15 protein-coding genes are annotated in these 18,400 nt (G+C 73.7%); 10 read left to right on the top strand and 5 right to left on the bottom strand.

Annotated features, from left to right (window positions below; genetic code table 11):
• Positions 1-38 precede the first annotated feature (38 nt).
• From ACIPUC_RS09650 to paaK, 4 genes are all read right to left on the bottom strand, one after another.
• Positions 39-2,480 carry a penicillin acylase family protein gene (locus ACIPUC_RS09650; RefSeq protein ID WP_446588113.1) on the bottom strand — a complete coding sequence of 814 codons (2,442 nt, stop codon included), beginning with the start codon at positions 2,478-2,480 and terminating at the stop codon, positions 39-41.
• Between the two features lie 171 nt (positions 2,481-2,651).
• On the bottom strand, positions 2,652-3,533 hold the full coding sequence (locus ACIPUC_RS09645; RefSeq protein WP_446588111.1) for an oxidoreductase: 882 nt from the start codon (positions 3,531-3,533) through the stop codon (positions 2,652-2,654).
• Between the two features lie 69 nt (positions 3,534-3,602).
• A complete protein-coding gene (locus ACIPUC_RS09640) occupies positions 3,603-4,388 on the bottom strand; it encodes a YhjD/YihY/BrkB family envelope integrity protein (RefSeq protein ID WP_446588908.1) in 786 nt (261 codons plus the stop codon).
• A 149-nt stretch (positions 4,389-4,537) separates the two neighbouring features.
• Positions 4,538-5,890, bottom strand: coding sequence for a phenylacetate--CoA ligase PaaK (gene paaK / locus ACIPUC_RS09635; protein WP_446588906.1), 1,353 nt, complete (start codon positions 5,888-5,890; stop codon positions 4,538-4,540).
• 108 nt (positions 5,891-5,998) lie between these two features.
• On the opposite strand from paaK, the gene ACIPUC_RS09630 reads away from it, so the two are divergent.
• Positions 5,999-6,853, top strand: coding sequence for an alpha/beta fold hydrolase (locus ACIPUC_RS09630; RefSeq protein ID WP_446588109.1), 855 nt, complete (start codon positions 5,999-6,001; stop codon positions 6,851-6,853).
• 61 nt (positions 6,854-6,914) lie between these two features.
• On the opposite strand, the gene ACIPUC_RS09625 is transcribed toward ACIPUC_RS09630, so the two are convergent.
• Positions 6,915-8,546 (bottom strand): acyl-CoA synthetase, encoded by a 1,632-nt coding sequence (locus ACIPUC_RS09625; protein WP_446588107.1) that lies wholly within the window; start codon positions 8,544-8,546, stop codon positions 6,915-6,917.
• A 175-nt stretch (positions 8,547-8,721) separates the two neighbouring features.
• Here ACIPUC_RS09625 and ACIPUC_RS09620 point away from each other — a divergent pair, with 175 nt between their 5' ends.
• The 9 genes from ACIPUC_RS09620 (at position 8,722) to ACIPUC_RS09580 (ending at position 18,376) form a co-directional block, all read left to right on the top strand.
• Positions 8,722-9,522, top strand: coding sequence for a crotonase/enoyl-CoA hydratase family protein (locus ACIPUC_RS09620; RefSeq protein WP_446588105.1), 801 nt, complete (start codon positions 8,722-8,724; stop codon positions 9,520-9,522).
• 316 nt (positions 9,523-9,838) lie between these two features.
• Positions 9,839-10,801: a Zn-ribbon domain-containing OB-fold protein gene (locus tag ACIPUC_RS09615; protein ID WP_446588104.1), complete on the top strand. Its 963-nt coding sequence runs from the start codon at positions 9,839-9,841 to the stop codon at positions 10,799-10,801.
• Complete coding sequence (locus tag ACIPUC_RS09610; protein ID WP_446588102.1) at positions 10,801-11,868, top strand: thiolase domain-containing protein; 1,068 nt, start codon at positions 10,801-10,803, stop codon at positions 11,866-11,868. Before ACIPUC_RS09615 ends, ACIPUC_RS09610 begins: the two co-directional genes overlap by 1 nt.
• Complete coding sequence (locus ACIPUC_RS09605) at positions 11,865-13,040, top strand: thiolase domain-containing protein (RefSeq protein ID WP_446588100.1); 1,176 nt, start codon at positions 11,865-11,867, stop codon at positions 13,038-13,040. The genes ACIPUC_RS09610 and ACIPUC_RS09605 overlap by 4 nt, the downstream gene beginning before the upstream one ends.
• Positions 13,041-13,172: 132 nt before the next feature.
• The gene (locus ACIPUC_RS09600; protein WP_446588904.1) at positions 13,173-13,400 is read left to right on the top strand and encodes a DUF397 domain-containing protein; all 228 of its coding nucleotides are present in this window, start codon (positions 13,173-13,175) and stop codon (positions 13,398-13,400) included.
• A gap of 103 nt (positions 13,401-13,503) precedes the next feature.
• Positions 13,504-13,911, top strand: a complete 408-nt coding sequence (locus tag ACIPUC_RS09595) for an ACT domain-containing protein (RefSeq protein WP_446588099.1) — start codon at positions 13,504-13,506, stop codon at positions 13,909-13,911.
• A 78-nt stretch (positions 13,912-13,989) separates the two neighbouring features.
• Complete coding sequence (locus tag ACIPUC_RS09590) at positions 13,990-16,839, top strand: ATP-binding protein (RefSeq protein WP_446588097.1); 2,850 nt, start codon at positions 13,990-13,992, stop codon at positions 16,837-16,839.
• Positions 16,840-16,900: 61 nt separating this feature from the next.
• Positions 16,901-17,719 (top strand): maleylpyruvate isomerase family mycothiol-dependent enzyme, encoded by an 819-nt coding sequence (locus ACIPUC_RS09585; protein ID WP_446588095.1) that lies wholly within the window; start codon positions 16,901-16,903, stop codon positions 17,717-17,719.
• Positions 17,720-17,875: 156 nt separating this feature from the next.
• Positions 17,876-18,376 (top strand): hypothetical protein, encoded by a 501-nt coding sequence (locus ACIPUC_RS09580; RefSeq protein WP_446588093.1) that lies wholly within the window; start codon positions 17,876-17,878, stop codon positions 18,374-18,376.
• The last annotated feature ends 24 nt before the right edge of the window (positions 18,377-18,400 follow it).

The raw sequence follows: 18,400 nt of genomic DNA, 5'->3' as shown, positions 1-18,400 counted from the left end.
GGGCTCGCGCGGGACACGGCCAGGAAGGAGGCCGGAGGTCACCCGCGCTCGCGCGGCCACACCACCTTCAGCTTCGGCGAGGTGAGGATGTCCCGCTCGCAGAACCTGGAGGTCACCCAGCGTTCCTGCGAGAACATCCGGGTCTGGTCGGCGTAGTACGGCGAGTTCGGGTTCGCCGACTGGCTGTACGTCAGCAGGGTGCGCGCCACCGGACAGCGGCCGCCGTCCCAGCCGACCGCCTGGACGTGACTGGAGCCGTGCAGGACCTCCGGATAGCCGCCGGCCGCCGCGTTCCACGGCGCCTCGATCTTGTTCCAGACGCCGAGCGCCTCCGTGCCGCCGCCCACCGGCAGCCTCTCGCCGCCGCGGACCACGAACTGGTGCTCGCCCAGCGGCGCGTCCAGCGCGATCCCCGCAGCGTTCAGCTCCGCCACCGCGTCCGCGAGCGCCCGGCCGATCCCCGGCGCCGCCCGGTTGAGCGTACGGGGCGTGCGGACCGGATCGGCGGCCGAGAACGGCACCAGCCACAGGTCCTTGGCCGGGGTCGTCGCGGTCAGCTTGCGCCAGAACCGGTCGAAGAGCAGTGCGCCGCGGCTGGAGCTGTCGGCCGTACGGTCCCAGCCCGCCAGCACCGGGCAGGCCGCCGAGACGTCCACCACCGCGCCGTTGCCCGCCGTCGCCGTACCGCCCGGCAGCGCGGCGCAGGCCTTCGCCGCGTCGGCCGCCGCCAGGTCGCCGGCCGGCACCCGGTTGGCGAACTGCTGCTTCTGCAGCTCGGCCACGGTCAGCCCGCCCTTCGCCGCCATCCCCGCGACGTCCTCGAGCGCACCCCGGGTGCGCAGCGAGCGCGGAGTGGCCGCATTGCCCCAGATCCGCTCGTAGCCGGTCAGCGGCCGCTCGGCATTGGCCAGCCACGCACTGTCGTTGGAGTTCTCCGCGTACGGGGCGTCGCGCAGCGTCGGCGCCCTGCCCGGCCCGAAGACCCCCGGCTGTACGGCGTCCGGGTCCGAGCCGAGCGCGCAGTCGCCGCGCGCCCCGTCCAGGACCGCCAGCCCCGAGGCGGGGTACGTGGCCCTGCCCAGTGGTGTGGAGCAGCGGGCCGCGAGCTCGTCGGTGATCCGGGGGAGCACCTGGGACTGGGTGAAGAGCGTGCCGCCCGCCGAGTCGGCGGCCACGGTGTTGACCCAGGGCAGGCCCTGCGTGCGCCGCAGGGCGTCCTGGATCCCGGCCACGGAGCGGGCCTTGCCCATGGCGAGCGCGGTGTCGGAGCCGCGCAGGTTCGCCGCGTTGGGGTCGTTCAGCGCGTACGCCGTACCCGCCGTCCAGGGGAGCGGCAGGCCCGGGCCGAGGTTCGAGACGACCGGTCCGTAGCGGGTCCACCACTGGGTCCGGGTCACCGGACCGCCGCCCGCCACGGGGACGGTGACGGTCCGCCCGGTCATCTTCTCCGGGACGCCGTCGACCAGGTAGGCGGTCGGGTCGGCCGGATCGAGGGTGAGCTGGTGCAGGCTGACGGGCGTGCCGGTGGCCACCGTGTGGCTCCAGGCCACCTTCTCGTTGAAGCCGATGTTGACCACGGTGGTGCCGAGCAGCGAGCCGCCCGAGACGTTCAGCTCGCCCGGGATGGTCTGCTGCGACTGCCAGAAGCGGCGCCCGCCCTGCCAGGGGTAGTGCGGGTTGCCGAGCAGCAGGCCGCTGCCGTTCGCCGTGGTGGAACCGGCGAAGGCCACCGCGTTGGAGCCCATGTCGTAGCGGCTGGTGTCGAAGAACTCCCGCGCCGCCTCGGCCGCGGCCGCCGGATCCGCCTCTTGCGGTGCCGTCGTACGGGCGCCCGTGCCTGCGGCGGCCGCGGCCGGCGGCTGGGCGGCCGTGATGCCGTCGATCCCGCGGCCCTGGCCGCCGAGGACGGAGACCGCGAACCCGCGGGCGGCCACGTCGGTGGCGGTGACCGGGCGGACCCAGCCCGCACCCTTGCAGGCAGGGTCGGTGATCTTGTTCTGGGCGAGCCAGGCGTTGTATCCGGCGGCCCAGCCGCGCATCAGCTCCCGCAGGTCCTTGCCGGGGCCGGCCGGAGCGGGGGCGGCCAGCAGCTTCTCGACCGTCCCGGACTCCCGTACGCCCTTGAAGTACAGGTCGCTGGTGAGGTTCCGAGTGGCGGAGGACAGCGATCCGTCGGGCGCGGCGTCGGGGCCGAACCAGCGCGAGCGTTCCCCGGTGACGGTCACGAACCCGTCGGCGAGCACGCACACCTGGTCGGCGGCCTGGGCCCAGCCGGTGCCGAAGCCGAGGTGCGCGTAGTCGCGGGCGAGTATGTGCGGGATGCCGTTCTCCGTGTACCGGATGACGGCGGACAGACCCCCGCCGGACGGGCCCGCGTCCCCGGTGGCCGCGGAGGCCTGGGGTATCGCGGCCGTCGTGGCGAGCAGCGCGGCGCCGGTGAGGGCGACGCGGCGGAGTATCGGGCGGGTGCGGAGCAACATACCTCCCAAGTAGCCTGCGGATGAGCGAGGTTGCCGGTGGGGCGGGCGGTGCGTCCGTGCCCCCACACTCATGCAGGCTGCCTGATGGTCTGTCAACATCCCGTTTGGTATCCGAGTCGGCAGCGGACGCGCGGGAGGGCCGGCCGGACCCTCCCGCGGTCCGTCCCGCGCCTACGGCGCCGGAGGCGGCGCGGCGTCGAAGTCCGTGGACCGGCTGACCGACTCCCAGGCCTGCGCTTGCGTGCGGGCGGCGTCCGCGTGGGCCGTGATGAAGTCGACCGCGTCGTTGCCCAGGACCAGCCGCAGCGGTGTGACCTCGGCGTCCAGCGCGGCGAGGATCGCGGCGACCGCCTTGACCGGGTCGCCGGGCTGGTGGCCGTCGGTGGCCGGCAGCCCCTGGCGCACCGGGCCGACCGCGTCCTCGTACGCGGGCAGGGCCGCGGTGTGCCGCAGTGCGTCCCCGCCGGCGAACCCCGTACGGAAGGAACCGGGCTCCACGATCAGGGTCTTGATGCCGAAGGCGGCCACCTCGGCGGCGAGCGCCTCGGTCAGGCCCTCCAGGGCGAACTTCGTCGCGCAGTACGCCCCGATACCCGGGAAGGCCAGCCGCCCGCCCATGCTGCTCATCTGCACCACGGCCCCCGACTTGCGCGCCCGCATGTGCGGCAGCGCGGCCCGGGTGAGCGCCGCCGGGCCGAAGAAGTGCAGCTCCATCAGCTCGCGGAGCTCGGCGTCGGAGGTCTCCTCCACGGCGCCGACCAGACCCCGGCCGGCGTTGTTGACGAGGACGTCGATCCGGCCCCAGCGGTCCACGACCTCCGCGACGACCTCCTCGGCGCGCGCGATGTCCGTCACGTCCATCACGAGCGGTAAGAGCCGATCGGGGTGGGCGGCCGCCAGCGCGGCGAGCGCGTCGGGGCGGCGTGCCCCCGCGACCACGGTGTCCCCGGCCGCGAGTGCGGCCTCGGTGAGCGTACGGCCGAAGCCGGACGAGGCCCCGGTGATCAGCCAGACCCTGCCCTCGGCCGTGGTTTCCAGCTCCTGAACGGACATCATGCCCCCTGCGGGTGAAGGTGGTTGCCAGTGGTGTCCGTTCATCCTGGCACCGCCGGACCCGCCGGGTCAGCCCCCTCCCAGATCATCAGGGGTGTGCGGAGGGGGGTCCTCCGCAGGGAGGTATCCGCGGCGCTCGAGGCGGCGCAGCGTGAGGTGCTCGTGGACGAGGCGGCCGACGAGGGCTCCGCCGTAGACCACGAACCCGACACCGACCAGCCAGGACTGGACGACCAGCAGACTCCCGAAGGGGCCGTAGGTCACGGCGTTGGAGGCGATCAGGGGGGAGAACACCAGCTGCGAGAACAGGCGCAGCCCCAGCAGCCCGACACTGGTGGCCACCGCCCCCGGCACCAGGGCACGCCAGCGGACCCGGCCCCCGAGCAGCAGCCGCTGCGAGGCGACGAAGAACACGCAGGTGCCTAGCAGGTCGCCCACGGTGCCCAGGACCGTGCCGACGGCGTCGTTCGACGGCGCCGGGATCTCGACGAGCAGCGCGAGGTAGCAGACCAGCAGGGCGAGCCAGACCACGTGCCGCCACATGGTGTGCCATCGGGCGGTCGGCACGTCCCAGACCTTCTCGTAGCCGGTCTGCACGGCCGAGCCGAAGGTCAGGCCGAAGACGGCCAGGGCCGCCAGACCGAAGGCGGTGGTCCGCTCCAGCGCCAGGTCCGCCGCGCCGAACAGCGTCTCGACCCGGGCCCGCGAGGACTCCGTCACCCCGAGGGCCTGGCCGAGCCAGCGGCCGAAGCCCGAACCGCTGCCGGGGGCGGCGGCCGCGACGACCACCAGCAGCGGCACCAGCGTGAGGAACCCGAGGGCCGCGAAGCCCATCGCCCGGTGCATCAGCTCCATTTCCCGGCCGCGGCTCCAGGCAAGCCCCACGTGGGAGCCCTGGAGCCGGTCGTAGAGCTTCCACCAGTACGAGGTCACGCCGTATGCACTACCCGGGCGGCTCCGACGGCTCTCGGGCGCCGCCCCGAATTGGGCCCGAAGGGGTGGTTTCAGCCGCCCTCGCGTATGTCCCGTAGGTCCACCAGCCGTTTGATCTTGCCCACCGAACGCTCCAAGGTCTCCGGCTCGACCACCTCGACCCGGACGGAGACCCCGATCCCCTCCTTGACGGCCCGGACCACGGCCGCGGCCGCGGCCTCCCGCCGGGCGGCGTCCGCCTCCCGGCGCGCCTCCACCCGTACGGTCAGGGCATCCATCCGGCCCTCCTTCGCCAGCCGCAGCTGGAAGTGCGGAGCCAGGCCTTCCGTGCGCAGCAGGATCTCCTCGACCTGGGTGGGATACAGGTTCACCCCGCGCAGGATGATCATGTCGTCGCTGCGGCCGGTGACCTTCTCCATCCGGCGGAAGGCGGGCCGCGCCGTGCCGGGCAGCAGCCGCGTCAGATCCCGGGTGCGGTAGCGGATCACCGGCATGGCCTCCTTGGTGAGGGAGGTGAACACCAGCTCGCCCGGCGCGCCCTCCGGCAGCACCTCGCCGGTCAGCGGATCGACCACCTCCGGGTAGAAGTGGTCCTCCCAGATGTGCAGCCCGTCCTTGCCCGCCGCGAACTCCTGCGCGACACCCGGGCCCATCACCTCGGACAGGCCGTATATGTCCACGGCGTCGATGCCGAGCCGGTCCTCGATCTCCCGGCGCATCTCCTCGGTCCACGGCTCCGCGCCGAAGATCCCCGTACGGAGCGAGGTCGAGCGCGGATCGATGCCCTGGCGCTCCATCTCGTCCAGCAGGGTCAGCATGTACGAGGGCGTCACCATGATGACCTCCGGCCGGAAGTCCTGGATCAACCGCACCTGGCGGTCGGTCATCCCGCCCGAGGCGGGCACGACCGTGCAGCCCAGGCGCTCGGCGCCGTAGTGGGCGCCGAGGCCGCCCGTGAACAGTCCGTAGCCGTAGGCGATGTGGACGATCTGGCCCGGTCCGCCGCCGGCGGCGCGTATGGACCGGGCCACGACGTCCGCCCACGCGGACAGATCCCGGTCGGTGTACCCGACGACCGTGGGCCGCCCGGTGGTACCGCTGGAGGCGTGGATCCGGCGCACCTCGGAGCGGGGCACGGCGAACATCCCGAAGGGGTACTGGTCGCGCAGGTCGGTCTTGGTGGTGAAGGGGAACCGGGCGAGGTCGGCGAGGGAGCGGCAGTCGTCGGGATGCACGCCGGCCTTGTCGAACGCCTGCCGGTAGAAGGGCACCCGGTCGTAGACGCGGTGCAGGGTCGCGCGCAGTCGCGTCAGCTGGAGGGCGGCCAGCTCGTCGGCGCTGAGCCGCTCGCCCTCGTCCCTGTACTCGTCCTTGCCGTTGCCGTTGTCGTCGCCCTTGTCGTGGAGATCCGCGTACGCCGCCATTGCCGTCACCTCATCGTGAGTCACCCGACCGATCATTCGGTAGATTGCCAGTGCCCCGTGAGGTAAAGCAATGACTCGAACGAGTGATCGTCTGATGTGATGGCCCGCATGCCTACCTTCACCACCTACGACGGGACCGAACTCGCCTACCACCTCAGGGGAGAGGGCCAACCGCTCGTCTGCCTGCCGGGCGGTGCCATGCGCGCCTCGGAGTACCTGGGGGACCTCGGCGGGCTGACCGCCGGTCGCCGCCTCGTCCTCCTCGACCTGCGCGGTACGGGCGACTCCGCGATACCGGCCGACGAGTCGACGTACAGGGTCGACCGCCAAGTCGCCGACGTCGAGGCGCTCCGGATACAGCTGGGTCTGGAGCGCGTGGACCTCCTCGCCCACTCCGCCGGCGGGAACCTCGCCCAGCTCTACGCGGCTTCCCATCCGGAGCGGATCCGCCGGATGGTCCTCGTCACGCCGACCGCCTGGGCGGTAGACCTCCCGGTCACCCCGGAGGACCGGCTGGAGGGCGCCCGGCTGCGAGCGGGCAGCGAGCCGTACGACACCGCCATCGAGGCCTACGGGCGGATCCTGGCAGCCGCCGGTGACGGCTCCGACGCGGACTGGGACCTCGTCGCGCCGCTGTTCTACGGGCGCTGGGACGAGGCGGCCCGGGCGCATTGCGCGGCGAGCGCGCGGCAGCAGAACGGGAAGGCGGCGGATGCGTTTGCGGGTGCCGGGGCCTTCGATCCGGCCGGCACGCGGGCTGGGCTGCGCCGGGTCGCGGGGGAGGTGCTGGTCCTGGCCGGGGAGCTGGACGGGAACCCCCGCCCGGCCTTGGCGGCCCGGCTCGCGGAGTTGTTCCCGCGGGGGGCGGTCGACGTCCAGCCCCAGGCCTGCCACTTTCCCTGGCTGGACGACCCCGCCGGGTTCGCGGGCCGCGTGGAGCGGTTCCTCTCCGCGGGAGCCTGACCGGCGCTGACAGGGGTGGGGGCTGGAGTCGGCCCCGCGGGCCAACGGGGTGGGGCGGGGGTCAGCGGGTGCTGTCCGCCTCCGTGGCCACGGATTTCGCCCAGCGGTAGTCCGCCTTGCCGCTGGGGGAGCGTTGGATGGCGGGGGCGATGACCAGTTGGCGGGGGATCTTGTAGCCCGCCAGGCGGGTGCGGCAGTGGGTCTGGATCTCGTCCAGGGTCGGCTCCGCCGCCCCCGGCCGGATCTGGACCACCGCTGCCACGTGGTTGCCCCACGTCGGGTCCGGGACGCCCGCCACCAGCGCGTCGTACACGTCCGGGTGGGACTTCAGCGCCTGCTCGACCTCCTCCGGATAGACCTTCTCGCCGCCCGTGTTGATGCACTGCGAGCCGCGCCCGAGGACGGTGACGATGCCCTGCTCGTCCACCGTGGCCATGTCGCCGAGCAGCACCCACCGCTCCGTGCCCTTCTGGAAGAAGGTCTCCGCGGTCTTGGCCGGGTCGTTGTAGTAGCCGAGCGGGACGTGGCCGCGCTGCGCCAGGCGGCCCGGCTCGCCCACCGCCACCGGCTCGTGCGTCACCGGGTCGACCACCTGCGTACGGTCGTTGACCTCGAGGCGGAAGCCCTTCTCCGGGCCGGAGTCGTCGGTCGCCCGCCCGTTGGAGCCGGACTCCGAGGAGCCGAAGTTGTTCAGGAGCAGCACGTTCGGCACGAGCCGCTGGAACTCGGCGCGCACCGTCTCCGACATGATCGCGCCGGACGAGGAGACGCTGAAGAGGGATGACAGGTCGGTGCCCTTCAGGGGGCCGTTCAAGGCGTCGATCAGGGGCCGCAGCATGGCGTCGCCCACCAGTGACACGCTGGAGACCTTCTCCTTCTCGATGGTCCGCAGCACCTCCTCGGGCGCGTACTTGCGGTGGATGACCACCCGCTGGCCGTAGTTGAAGGCGATGAACGAGGTGAGGGTGGACGTGCCGTGCATGAGGGGCGGGGCCGGGAAGAAGGTCAGGCCGGCGCCGCGCGCCGCGACCCGCTCGGCCAGCTCCTCGGGCCGCTTCACCGGTTCGCCCGACGGCTCGCCGCCGAAGAGTCCGGCGAAGAAGAGGTCCTCCGCCCGCCACATGACGCCCTTGGGCATACCGGTCGTGCCGCCGGTGTAGATGATGAACAGGTCGTCCGGGCTGCGGGGCGGGAAACCGCGTTCGGCCGAGCCGGCCGCCTCGGCCTCCGGGAACGCCACCGGCGCGATCGCGGGCTCAGGGGCCCCCTCGGGAGCCGTTCCGACCCGGATCAGGTGGCGGAGCCCCGTCGTCTGCGGGAGCGCGGCCGCGACCCGTTCGGTGAACTCGCCCTCGAAGACGAGTGCGGCGAGGTCGGCGTCGTTGTAGAGGTAGACCAGCTCCTCCTCCACGTACCGGTAGTTCACGTTCACCGGAACCAGCCGGGCCTTCAGGCAGGCCAGCACGGTCTGCAGGTACTCGACCCCGTTGTAGAGGTGCAGGCCCAGGTGCTCGCCGGGCTGCAGCCCGCTGTCCAGCAGGTGGTGCGCGATCCGGTTCGCCGCCGAGTCCAGCTCCGCGTACGTGAGGCGGCGCTCGGCGCCGGTCCCGGGGTGGTCCACGTACACGAGGGCCTCGCGGTCCGGAACCACGTCCACGACCGACTCGAACAGGTCGGCAAGGTTGTACTCCACCGTTCCTCCTGACCCTGGAATGTCCATGGCTGGTCTGCTCCGGCGGTCATTAGAGCTCCGCCGACCGCAAGTGGGAAGGGAGTCGCCCAAGAAAACTGACTGTGTGTCAGAAAACTATTGAACTGCACCCGCGCCTACTGCAACCTGTTCTAGGTCTTGAGACGGGAGGACGGCAATGGGTGGGACAGAACACCTGACCGTGGAACGGCACGGCGCCACGCTGGTGCTCACCATGAACAGGCCCGAGGCGAAGAACGCGCTCTCGCTGCCGCTGCTGGTGGGGCTGTACGACGGGTGGCTGGAGGCGGACGCCGACGACACGGTCCGCTCCGTGGTCCTGACCGGCGCGGGCGGTGACTTCTGCGCGGGCATGGATCTCAAGGCCCTGGCCGGAAAGGGGATGGCGGGCGACCAGTACCGGGACCGGCTCAAGGCCGACCCGGACCTGCACTGGAAGGCCATGCTCCGCCACCACCGGCCGCGCAAGCCGGTCATCGCCGCCGTGGAGGGGTACTGCGTGGCCGGCGGCACCGAGATCCTGCAGGGCACGGACATCCGGGTCGCGGGCGCGGGAGCCACCTTCGGGCTGTTCGAGGTCAAGCGGGGGCTCTTCCCGATCGGCGGCTCGACGGTGCGGCTGCCGCGGCAGATTCCGCGCACGCACGCCCTGGAGATGCTGCTGACCGGGCGGCCGTACTCGGCGGAGGAGGCTGCGCGGATCGGGCTGGTCGGGCGGGTGGTGCCGGAGGGGACGGCGCTCGAGGCTGCGCTGGAGATCGCGGGGCGGATCAACGAGTGCGGGCCGCTGGCGGTGGAGGCCGTGAAGGCCTCGGTCTACGAGACCGCCGGGCTGACGGAGTCGGAGGGGCTGGCGTCCGAACTGCTGCGGGGATGGCCGGTCTTCGATACCGCCGATGCGAAGGAGGGGGCGCGGGCCTTTGCCGAGAAGCGGCCCGCGGTGTATCGGCGGGAGTAGCCGCCCCGGGCCCACCCGGTCCCGGTCCCGGTCCCGGCCCGACCGGCGTCGCCCGTGTGCGTGGTGCGGTGCGGCGCCGTTGCCGGGGCTCCGCCCCGGACCCCGCGCCTCAAACGCCGGCGGGGCTGGAGAGTCGCCGGCGGGCCGACAGATCGGGGCTCCGCCCCGGGCCTCGCGCCTCAGACCCCGGCGGGGCTGACAGATCGGGCCGGAGCCGGCGCCTCAACCGCCGGGCCCCGTGCTCTCGCATCACGGCGGGGCCGGAGGTGGCCCCGCGTTGACATCCGCTCGCCCTGATCCCATTGGAGAGTCGCCCGTGACAGCCCCCGCGTCCCCGCCCGAGGTGCTCCGTGCGCCGCTCGTCGTCGAGTTCCCCTTCACCCGGTCCCTCGGGCCCGTGCAGTCCGCGTTCCTCACCGGGCTGCGCGAAGGAGTCGTGCTCGGGGTGAAGACCTCCGACGGGACCGTCATGGTGCCGCCCGTCGAGTACGACCCCCGTACCGCCGAGGAGATCCGCGAGCTCGTCGAAGTCGCCACCACCGGCACCGTCACCACCTGGGCCTGGAACGACCGGCCCCGGCCGAACCAGCCCCTGGACACCCCCTTCGCCTGGGTGCTGGTCACGCTCGACGGCGCCGACACCGCCCTCCTGCACGCCCTCGACGCCTCCGGCCCCGCATCCGTGCGCACCGGGATGCGGGTGCGCGTGCGGTGGGCCGCCGAGCGGACCGGGGCGATCACCGACATCGCCTGCTTCGAGCCCCACGAGGGACCCGCCGCCGGGCGGGCCGCCCCGCACGACGGGGTCTTCGCGCAGCCCGTCACCGGCATCGTCGCCGAAGCCCGCCTGGACTACACGTACAGTCCCGGCCGCGCCCAGACCGCCTACATCAACGGGCTCTCCGAGCAGAAGACCATCGGCGAGCGCTGCCCCTCCTGCCACAAGGTGTACGTCCCGCCGCGCGGCGCCTGCCCCACCTGCGGGGTCGCCACCACCGACCAGGTCGAGGTCGGCCCGGCCGGCACCGTCACCACCTACTGCATCGTCAACATCAAGGCGCGGAACCTCGACATCGAGGTCCCGTACGTCTACGCCCACATCGCCCTCGACGGCGCCGGCCTCGCCCTCCACGGCCGGATCGGCGGGATCCCGTACGACCAGGTCCGCATGGGCCTGCGCGTCGAACCCGTGTGGACCGAAGGCGGCCGCTACCCCGACCACTACCGCCCCACCGGCGAGCCGGACGCGGACTACGACGCGTACAAGGAGCTCATCTGATGCCCAGGACGAGCAGGCACGCGCGCGACGTGGCCGTCGTCGCCTTCGCGCAGAGCGACCACCTGCGCCGCACCGACGAACTCAGCGAAGTCGAGATGGTCATGCCGGTCCTGCACCGGGTCCTGGCCCAGACCGGCCTCAAGGCCGGCGAGATCGGATTCACCTGCTCCGGCTCCAGCGACTACCTGGCCGGCCGGGCCTTCTCCTTCACCATGACCCTCGACGGGGTCGGCGCCTGGCCGCCGATCTCCGAATCGCACGTCGAGATGGACGGCGCCTGGGCGCTGTACGAGGCCTGGGTCAAGATCCAGACCGGCGAGGCCGACACCGCGCTCGTCTACTCGTACGGGAAGTCCTCCCCGGGCTCGGTGCGCGACGTACTGACCCGGCAGCTCGACCCGTACTACCTCGCCCCGCTCTGGCCCGACGCCGTGGCCCTGGCCGCCCTCCAGGCCCAGGCCCTGATCGACGCGGGCGAGACCGACGAGCCCGCCCTGGCCGCCATCGGAGCCCGCAGCCGCGCCGCCGCCGAGGCCAACCCGCACGCCCAGCTCAGCGGCGCCGTGCCCCAGGGCGACTACCAGGTCCGCCCGCTGCGCACCGGCGACTGCCCGCCCATCGGCGACGGCGCGGCGGCCGTGATCCTCGCCGCAGGGGACACCGCCCGGCGGCTGTGCGCGCGCCCCGCCTGGATCACCGGCATCGACCACCGCATCGAGGCCCACAGCCTGGGCCTGCGCGACCTCACCGACTCCCCGTCCACCCGGACCGCCGCCGAGCGCGCCGGGCTCTTCGAGGCCCCGGTGGACACGGCGGAACTGCACGCGCCGTTCTCCTCCCAGGAGGTCGTGCTCCGCAAGGCCCTGCGCCTCGGCGACGAGGTGACCGTCAACGCCTCCGGCGGCGCGCTCGCCGCCAACCCGGTCATGGCCGCCGGCCTGATCCGGATCGGCGAGGCCGCCGCCCGCATCCACCGCGGCGCGGCCGACCGGGCCGTCGCCCACGCCACCTCCGGCCCCTGCCTCCAGCAGAACCTGGTCGCCGTCCTGGAAGGGGACCCCGTATGAGCACCACGGGCAAGGAGCCGGTCGCCGTCGTCGGGATCGGCCAGACCAAGCACGTCGCCGCCCGCCACGACGTCTCCATCGCCGGACTCGTCCGGGAGGCCGCGGCACGCGCCCTCGCGGACGCCGAGCTGGCCTGGGCGGACATCGACGCCGTCGTCATCGGCAAGGCCCCCGACTTCTTCGAGGGCGTGATGATGCCGGAGCTGTACCTGGCGGACGCGCTCGGCGCGGTCGGCAAGCCGATGCTGCGCGTGCACACGGCCGGTTCCGTCGGCGGCTCCACGGCGCTCGTCGCCGCCAACCTCGTCGCCGCCCGCGTCCACCGGACCGTCCTCACCCTCGCCTTCGAGAAGCAGTCCGAGTCGAACGCCATGTGGGGGCTCTCGCTCCCCGTCCCCTTCCAGCAGCCGCTGCTGGCGGGCGCGGGCGGGTTCTTCGCCCCGCACGTGCGCGCATACATGCGGCGCACCGGCGCGCCGGACACGGTCGGCTCGCTGGTGGCGTACAAGGACCGGCGCAACGCGCTGAAGAACCCGTACGCGCACCTGCACGAGCACGACCTCACCCTGGAGAAGGTCCAGGCCTCGCCGATGCTGTGGGACCCGATCAGGTACTCCGAGACCTGCCCCTCCTCGGACGGCGCCTGCGCGATGGTCCTCACCGACCGGGAGGGCGCGGCCCGTTCGCCGCGGCCCGCGGCCTGGGTGCACGGCGGGGCCATGCGCAGCGAGCCCACCCTCTTCGCGGGCAAGGACTTCGTCTCCCCGCAGGCCGGCAAGGACTGCGCGGCCGACGTCTACCGGCAGGCGGGGATCACCGATCCGCGCCGGCAGATCGACGCGGTGGAGATGTACGTGCCGTTCTCCTGGTACGAGCCGATGTGGCTGGAGAACCTCGGTTTCGCGGCGGAGGGCGAGGGCTGGAAGCTCACCGAGGCCGGGGTCACCGAACTCGACGGGGATCTTCCGGTCAATCCCTCGGGCGGGGTCCTGTCCACCAACCCGATCGGCGCCTCCGGCATGATCCGCTTCGCGGAGGCGGCCCTCCAGGTCCGCGGCCAGGCCGGGGAACACCAGGTCCCGGGAGCCCGCAGGGCCCTCGGGCACGCGTACGGCGGCGGCGCGCAGTTCTTCTCGATGTGGCTGGTGGGGGCCGAACCGCCCGCCTCCTGAACCGGACGGAGCGTGCGGGCGGGGTGCCGGACCGGTCACGGGTGACTCACCGTGGCCTGTGCGGCACCCGCTGCGGTGGCTAACCTGGCCCCCGGACGACGTACCGGGAGGAGCACGCACGTGGCCGAGAGCATGACTTCACAGCCCCTGGCCGGCTGGGGCAAGCCGGACCTCGATCTCACCGAGGCGCAGTGGCGGTCGAGCAGCCGGGGAGCGGGTGACGTTCAGATCGCCTTCGTCGAGGGCTTCGTCGCCATGCGCAACAGCGAGCGCCCCGAAAGCCCTTCGCTGATCTTCGCGCCGGACGAGTGGAACAAGTTCGTGCTGAACGCGCGGGGCGGGGAGTTCGACCTCACGTAACGGCCCGCACGGGCCGTACGCCCCGTACGGGCCGCACACGCCGCACCACCGGGGCCGCGAGCCGCCGCCCCGGTGGCCGGCGGCCCGTGGGTAGGGTGGCCGCATGAGCGGCGAGAGCGACCTGCGCACACTGCTGAGCGGCATGCGGCCCGAACTGAACGAGGGCCGCTACGTGTTCTGCACCGTCCCCGGCTCCGCCGTCCCCCCGGGGACCGCCCCCGTCGCCACCGTGCTGGAACCCGAGGGCCTCACCCTGGTCCTGCGCCAGGAGGACGCCGACGCGGCCGGCCTCGCCTACGACTACACGGCCGGCTGGATCACCCTGCGGATCCACTCCGCCCTCGACGCCGTCGGCCTCACCGCCGCCTTCGCCACCGAACTCGGCGCACACGGTCTGAGCTGCAACGTCATCGCCGGATACCACCACGACCACCTCTTCGTGGCCGCCGACCGGGCCGCCGAGGCGGTCGCCGTCCTGGAGGAGCTCGCGGCGCGCTCCGCGCAGGCCTGAATCTTTCCCGTCGCGGGCTCCCTCCCGGTGTGCGCGGGCGTACGCTGATCTCCAGAACAGGCGTGGGGGGTACCAGCCATGACGGACCGTCCGACCCGTCCGAACCACAGACGGCGCACCGTGATCGAACGCGAGGCCGAGCTCTCCCTCGTCGAAGAGGCCCTGGAGCAGCTCGCCGGCCCCTCCCCGGCCAACGGCGGCGCCCTGCTCGCCTTCTCCGGAGCCGCCGGCCTCGGCAAGACCACCCTCCTCGCCGAACTGCGCCGCCGCGCCCACGCCCGCTCCTGCACCGTCCTCTCCGCCCGCGGCGGCGAACAGGAGCAGAGCCAGCCCTTCCACGTCGCCCGCCAGCTCATCCAGCCCCACCTGGCCGGCACCTCCGCACGGGAACTGCGCGCCGCGCTCGGCAGCTGGTACTCCATCGTCGGCCCCGCCCTCGGACTCTGCGCGCCCGAACAGGGCGCCCCGCCCGACCCCCAGGGCCTGCGCGACGGACTGGACTGGGTCCTCACCCACCTCGTCGTCCAGCGCGCACCCGTCACCGTCGTCCTCGACGACGCCCACTGGGCCGACCCGGAATCCCTCGGCTGGCTCGCCGCCTTCGCCCCGCGCGCCGAGCACCTCCCGCTGCTCCTCGTCGTCGCCTACCGCCCCGACGAACTGCCCGCCCACGCCGACGCCTTCCGCACCCTGCCGGGCCGGGCGGGACAGCGCCCGCTGCACCTCGCGCCGCTCACCGCGCCCGCCGTCGCCGCCCTGGTCCGCGAGGCGGTCGGCGACCACGCCGACGACGCCTTCTGCCACGAGGCGTGGGCCGTCACCACCGGAAACCCCTTCGAGGCCGTCGAACTCACCGCCAAGGTCCGGGACAAGGGCCTGCCCCCGGTCGAGGCCAACGCACCGCTGCTGCGCGACCTCGCCGCCGCCCAGCGCGGCAGCGGGCTCGTCGCCCGCCTCGAACGCCTCGGACCGTCCACCGTCCGCTTCGCGTGGGCCTGCGCCGTCCTCGGCACCGACATCCCCCGGGAGCTCGCCGCCCGGGTCGCCGCCCTCGGCACCGAGGAGGCCGTGGACGCCACCGCGCGACTGCGGGACGCCCGCATCCTGGCGGCCGCGACCACGGACGACCCGGACGCCGGGCTGGAGTTCGTCCACCCGCTCATCGCCACCGCCATCTACCGCGCCATCCCCGACGCCCTGCGCGTCGCCCTCCACGGCAAGGCCGCCACCGCCGTCGTCGACGCCGGACTCGGCCCCTCCGCCGCAGCCCGCCACCTGCTGGAGACCCACCCCGAGAACGACCCGTGGGTGGTACGCACCCTGCGCGAGGCCGCGGCCGAGAACCTCCGGGCCGGCGCCCCCGAGGCAGCCCGCCGCCAGCTCGCCCGCGCCCTGCGCGAACCCCCGGACTTCGGCGAACGCGCGGCCGTCCTCTACGAACTCGGCTGCGCCTCCCTGCTCACCGAGCCCGCCAACACCGTCAACCACCTCCGCGCCGCGCTCGCCGAGCCCGTCGACGACCCCGCGCTGCGCCAGGGCATCGTCATCCGGCTCGCCCAGGTGCTGGCGCACAGCGACCGCCTCGCCGACGCCTCACGCGCACTCGCCCGGGAGATCCCGTACACCCAGGACGTCCGTGCCCGGCTGCGCCTGCAGTCCGAGCAGTTCATGTGGGACGCCTTCAACGCCGCCGAGCCCGACTCCCCGGCCCGATCCCGGCGGCTGGCGAGGCTCGCCGACCGGCTGACCGGGCGCGACCTCACGGAGCGGTACGTCATCGGGCTGCGCGCCTGGGACGCCTGCCTGCGCGGGGAGCCCGTGGACGTGGTCCTGCACCATGCCGGACGGGTGCTGGAGCAGGGCTTCAGCTGGGCCCACGAGGACCGCGGCTTCGAAGTCCCCGTGCTCGTGGCCATGGCCCACATGTACGCCGACCGGCCCTGGCGGGCGGAGGAGCTGTTCGAAGCGGGCACCGCCGAGTTCGAGCGGCAGGGCTGGCACGGGGCGCACCTGTCCTTCGCGTACGGCCTGCGCGCCTACATCCGCTTCCGGCGCGGGCGGCTCGCCGAGGCCGGGGAACTGGCGCGTGCCGGGCTGCGGCTCGCCGAGCGCGTGGGCCGCGGCACGCCCGTGCACTGGTACAACATCGCCATCCTCATCACGACACTGCTCGCGCGCGGACGGACCGACGAGGCCTGGGAGCTGGGCCTGGAGCACGAGTTCGGGAAGCCCTTCCCGGCGGCGGTGGTCTTCCCCGACTCCCAGACCGTGTACGCGGAACTGCTGCTGGCCAGGGGCGACACGAAAGCCGCGGCCGCGGAACTGGAGGAGGTGGACCGCCGGTTGACCCCGCGCGGCATCCAGAACCCGGCGTGGTGCCCGTGGCAGCTGCACCTGGCCCGGGCCGTGGCCGGGGACGATCCGCACCGGGCCCGCGCACTGGCCGCCGACGCGGTCCGGCGGGCCCGCGCCTTCGGCGCCCCCTCGGGCATCGGCCAAGCCCTGCGCGTGGCGGCCGAGGTCGCGGCGCCCGAGGACCGGGCGGAGCTGCTGCGGGAGGCGGTGGCCCTGCTGGCCGTCTCCCCGGCGGGATACGAACTGGCCCGCGCGCTGGCCGCCCTGGGAGCCGAGCTCGGCGACCCCGAACTGCTCGGCCGCGCCGTGCTGACGGCCCGGGAATGCGGCGCCGACGGCCTCGAGGCACGGGCCGCCAAGGCCCTGCTGAACCTCGGCGGCGCCCTGCCGTGCCGGTCCTCCAGGGCGGACGTGCTCACGGAGGAGGAGCTCCGGACGGCGCGGGTGGCCGCCCGCGGTGGCGGGCCGGCCGCCGGAGACCGGGAGCCCGACTGGGCGCTGTCGGCGGCCTGCCGCACGCTCGGCACCGACCTCCCGGGTCTTCGGGCGGCCCTCGACGGCTACGGACCGTAGGGCCTGTCGTTCGGATCAGTGCACGGCGTACACCCCACCCGGGCCGGGGAAGGGTGTTCCCATGGAGCACACCGAGCGGATCGCCCACTTCCGCGCCGAGGCGTCGGCCTTCGAGCAGGCCGTCCGCCGCGCCCTGCACCCCGGCCGGCCCGCGCCACTGGTCCCCTCGTGCCCCGGCTGGTCGCTCTCCGACCTCATCGCGCACCTCGGCGCAGTGCAGCGCTACGTCGCCCACATCCTGCGGGAGCGCCTGCCCCGGGCGCCGGACGCGGGCGACCTCTCCCTGTACGGGCTCCCCGCCGATCCGGCCGTACTGGCCGCCTGGCCGCGGCCCGAGCGGGCGCCGAACCGGGAGCCGGTGCCGGACGCGCTGACGGCGTGGTTCGCGGAGGGCGCCCGGCAGCTGGCCGAGCTGTTCGGAGATCTCGGGCCGGACCTGCCGGTATGGACCTGGGCGCCGGAGCGGACCGCGGGCTTCTGGCTGCGGATGCAGACGATCGAGCTGGCGGTCCACCGGTGGGACGCGCAGTCCGCCACCGGCGCCCCGGGCCCTCTCGCCCCGGCCCTCGCGGCGGACGCCGTGACCCAGACCTTCGAGGTGATGGTCCCGGCCCGGCGCGCCCGGCAGCCGGTCCCACCGGGCGCGGGGGAGCGGTTCCGCTTCCGGCGCACCGACGGCCAGGGGGCCTGGACGGTCGCCTTCTCGGCGGACGGGGTCCTCCTGGAACCCGGCTCCCCGGGCCCGGCGGACGTCGAAGCCGCGGGCTCCGCCTCCGACCTCGCCCTCTTCCTCTGGCGCCGCCTGCCACCCGACGCCCTGCGCGTCACGGGCGACGCGACCCTCCTCCCGCACTGGTTCACCCTGGTCCCGCCGGACTGACGGGCCCGAGCCGGCGGCGGCCGGGCGGGGGCCGGGCGACGCACGGGGACGGAGGCCGGGCAGGGGAGGGGACGGGGGCGGGACGGGGGGCGGGGACAGGGGCCGGATGAGGGGCCCCGGGCCGGAAAACTTCGCCCGGCCACGTACCATGGCGGCATGTCCTTCCTCCGCCGCCACCGCGCCGCCACACCCGCCGGCCCGGACTTCGACGTCCTGGCCATGGACCCGGGGGACTGGCCGGGCAATCTCGGGGCCGGGCTGCTGCCCGCGCCCGACGGCAGCTGCCAGGGTGTCTTCCTCCGCTACGACCTGTTCGGCGGACGCGGCCCCGCGATGATCATCGGCAACCTGCCCGAGGGTTCCCCCGCCCGGGACCTCAACGACGGCCAGGTCCCCTTCGAGGTCGCCCAGCTGCTCGAAGCCCTGGAGAACGACGAGGACGTCGAGGTCACCGGCATCGAGGACTGCCCCGTCATGCAGGGCGACAACCTCCTCATCGTCCGGAAGATCAAGCTGTCGGAGTCCCGCGTCTCCTGCGTCCAGTTCGACCGCAGCGACAACGTGCTGGTCACCATCGCCAGCTGGGACCGCCCGATCACCGATGACCTCTACGCCCTCCTGAAGCCGCTCCCCGCGGAGCTCTTCCAGCAGGGCTAGCGCCTCTCGTCGTACCTGTCGTAC

The organism is Streptomyces sp. LARHCF249, from assembly GCF_052871255.1.
Note: the sequence above shows the minus strand (reverse complement) of the source record. Positions and strands in the feature narration are given on the sequence as shown.

Excerpts from the sequence above, each read along its gene's own strand:
- ACIPUC_RS09585 (WP_446588095.1), top strand. The coding sequence starts at position 16,901 with ATGGAGCACACCGAGCGGATCGCCCACTTCCGCGCCGAGGCGTCGGCC.
- ACIPUC_RS09590 (WP_446588097.1), top strand. The coding sequence starts at position 13,990 with ATGACGGACCGTCCGACCCGTCCGAACCACAGACGGCGCACCGTGATC.
- ACIPUC_RS09600 (WP_446588904.1), top strand. The coding sequence starts at position 13,173 with ATGACTTCACAGCCCCTGGCCGGCTGGGGCAAGCCGGACCTCGATCTC.
- ACIPUC_RS09605 (WP_446588100.1), top strand. The coding sequence starts at position 11,865 with ATGAGCACCACGGGCAAGGAGCCGGTCGCCGTCGTCGGGATCGGCCAG.
- paaK (WP_446588906.1), bottom strand. The coding sequence starts at position 5,890 with ATGGCGGCGTACGCGGATCTCCACGACAAGGGCGACGACAACGGCAAC.
- ACIPUC_RS09645 (WP_446588111.1), bottom strand. The coding sequence starts at position 3,533 with ATGTCCGTTCAGGAGCTGGAAACCACGGCCGAGGGCAGGGTCTGGCTG.
- ACIPUC_RS09640 (WP_446588908.1), bottom strand. The coding sequence starts at position 4,388 with ATGGAGCTGATGCACCGGGCGATGGGCTTCGCGGCCCTCGGGTTCCTC.
- ACIPUC_RS09595 (WP_446588099.1), top strand. The coding sequence starts at position 13,504 with ATGAGCGGCGAGAGCGACCTGCGCACACTGCTGAGCGGCATGCGGCCC.
- ACIPUC_RS09620 (WP_446588105.1), top strand. The coding sequence starts at position 8,722 with ATGGGTGGGACAGAACACCTGACCGTGGAACGGCACGGCGCCACGCTG.
- ACIPUC_RS09610 (WP_446588102.1), top strand. The coding sequence starts at position 10,801 with ATGCCCAGGACGAGCAGGCACGCGCGCGACGTGGCCGTCGTCGCCTTC.
- ACIPUC_RS09650 (WP_446588113.1), bottom strand. The coding sequence starts at position 2,480 with ATGTTGCTCCGCACCCGCCCGATACTCCGCCGCGTCGCCCTCACCGGC.
- ACIPUC_RS09630 (WP_446588109.1), top strand. The coding sequence starts at position 5,999 with ATGCCTACCTTCACCACCTACGACGGGACCGAACTCGCCTACCACCTC.
- ACIPUC_RS09580 (WP_446588093.1), top strand. The coding sequence starts at position 17,876 with ATGTCCTTCCTCCGCCGCCACCGCGCCGCCACACCCGCCGGCCCGGAC.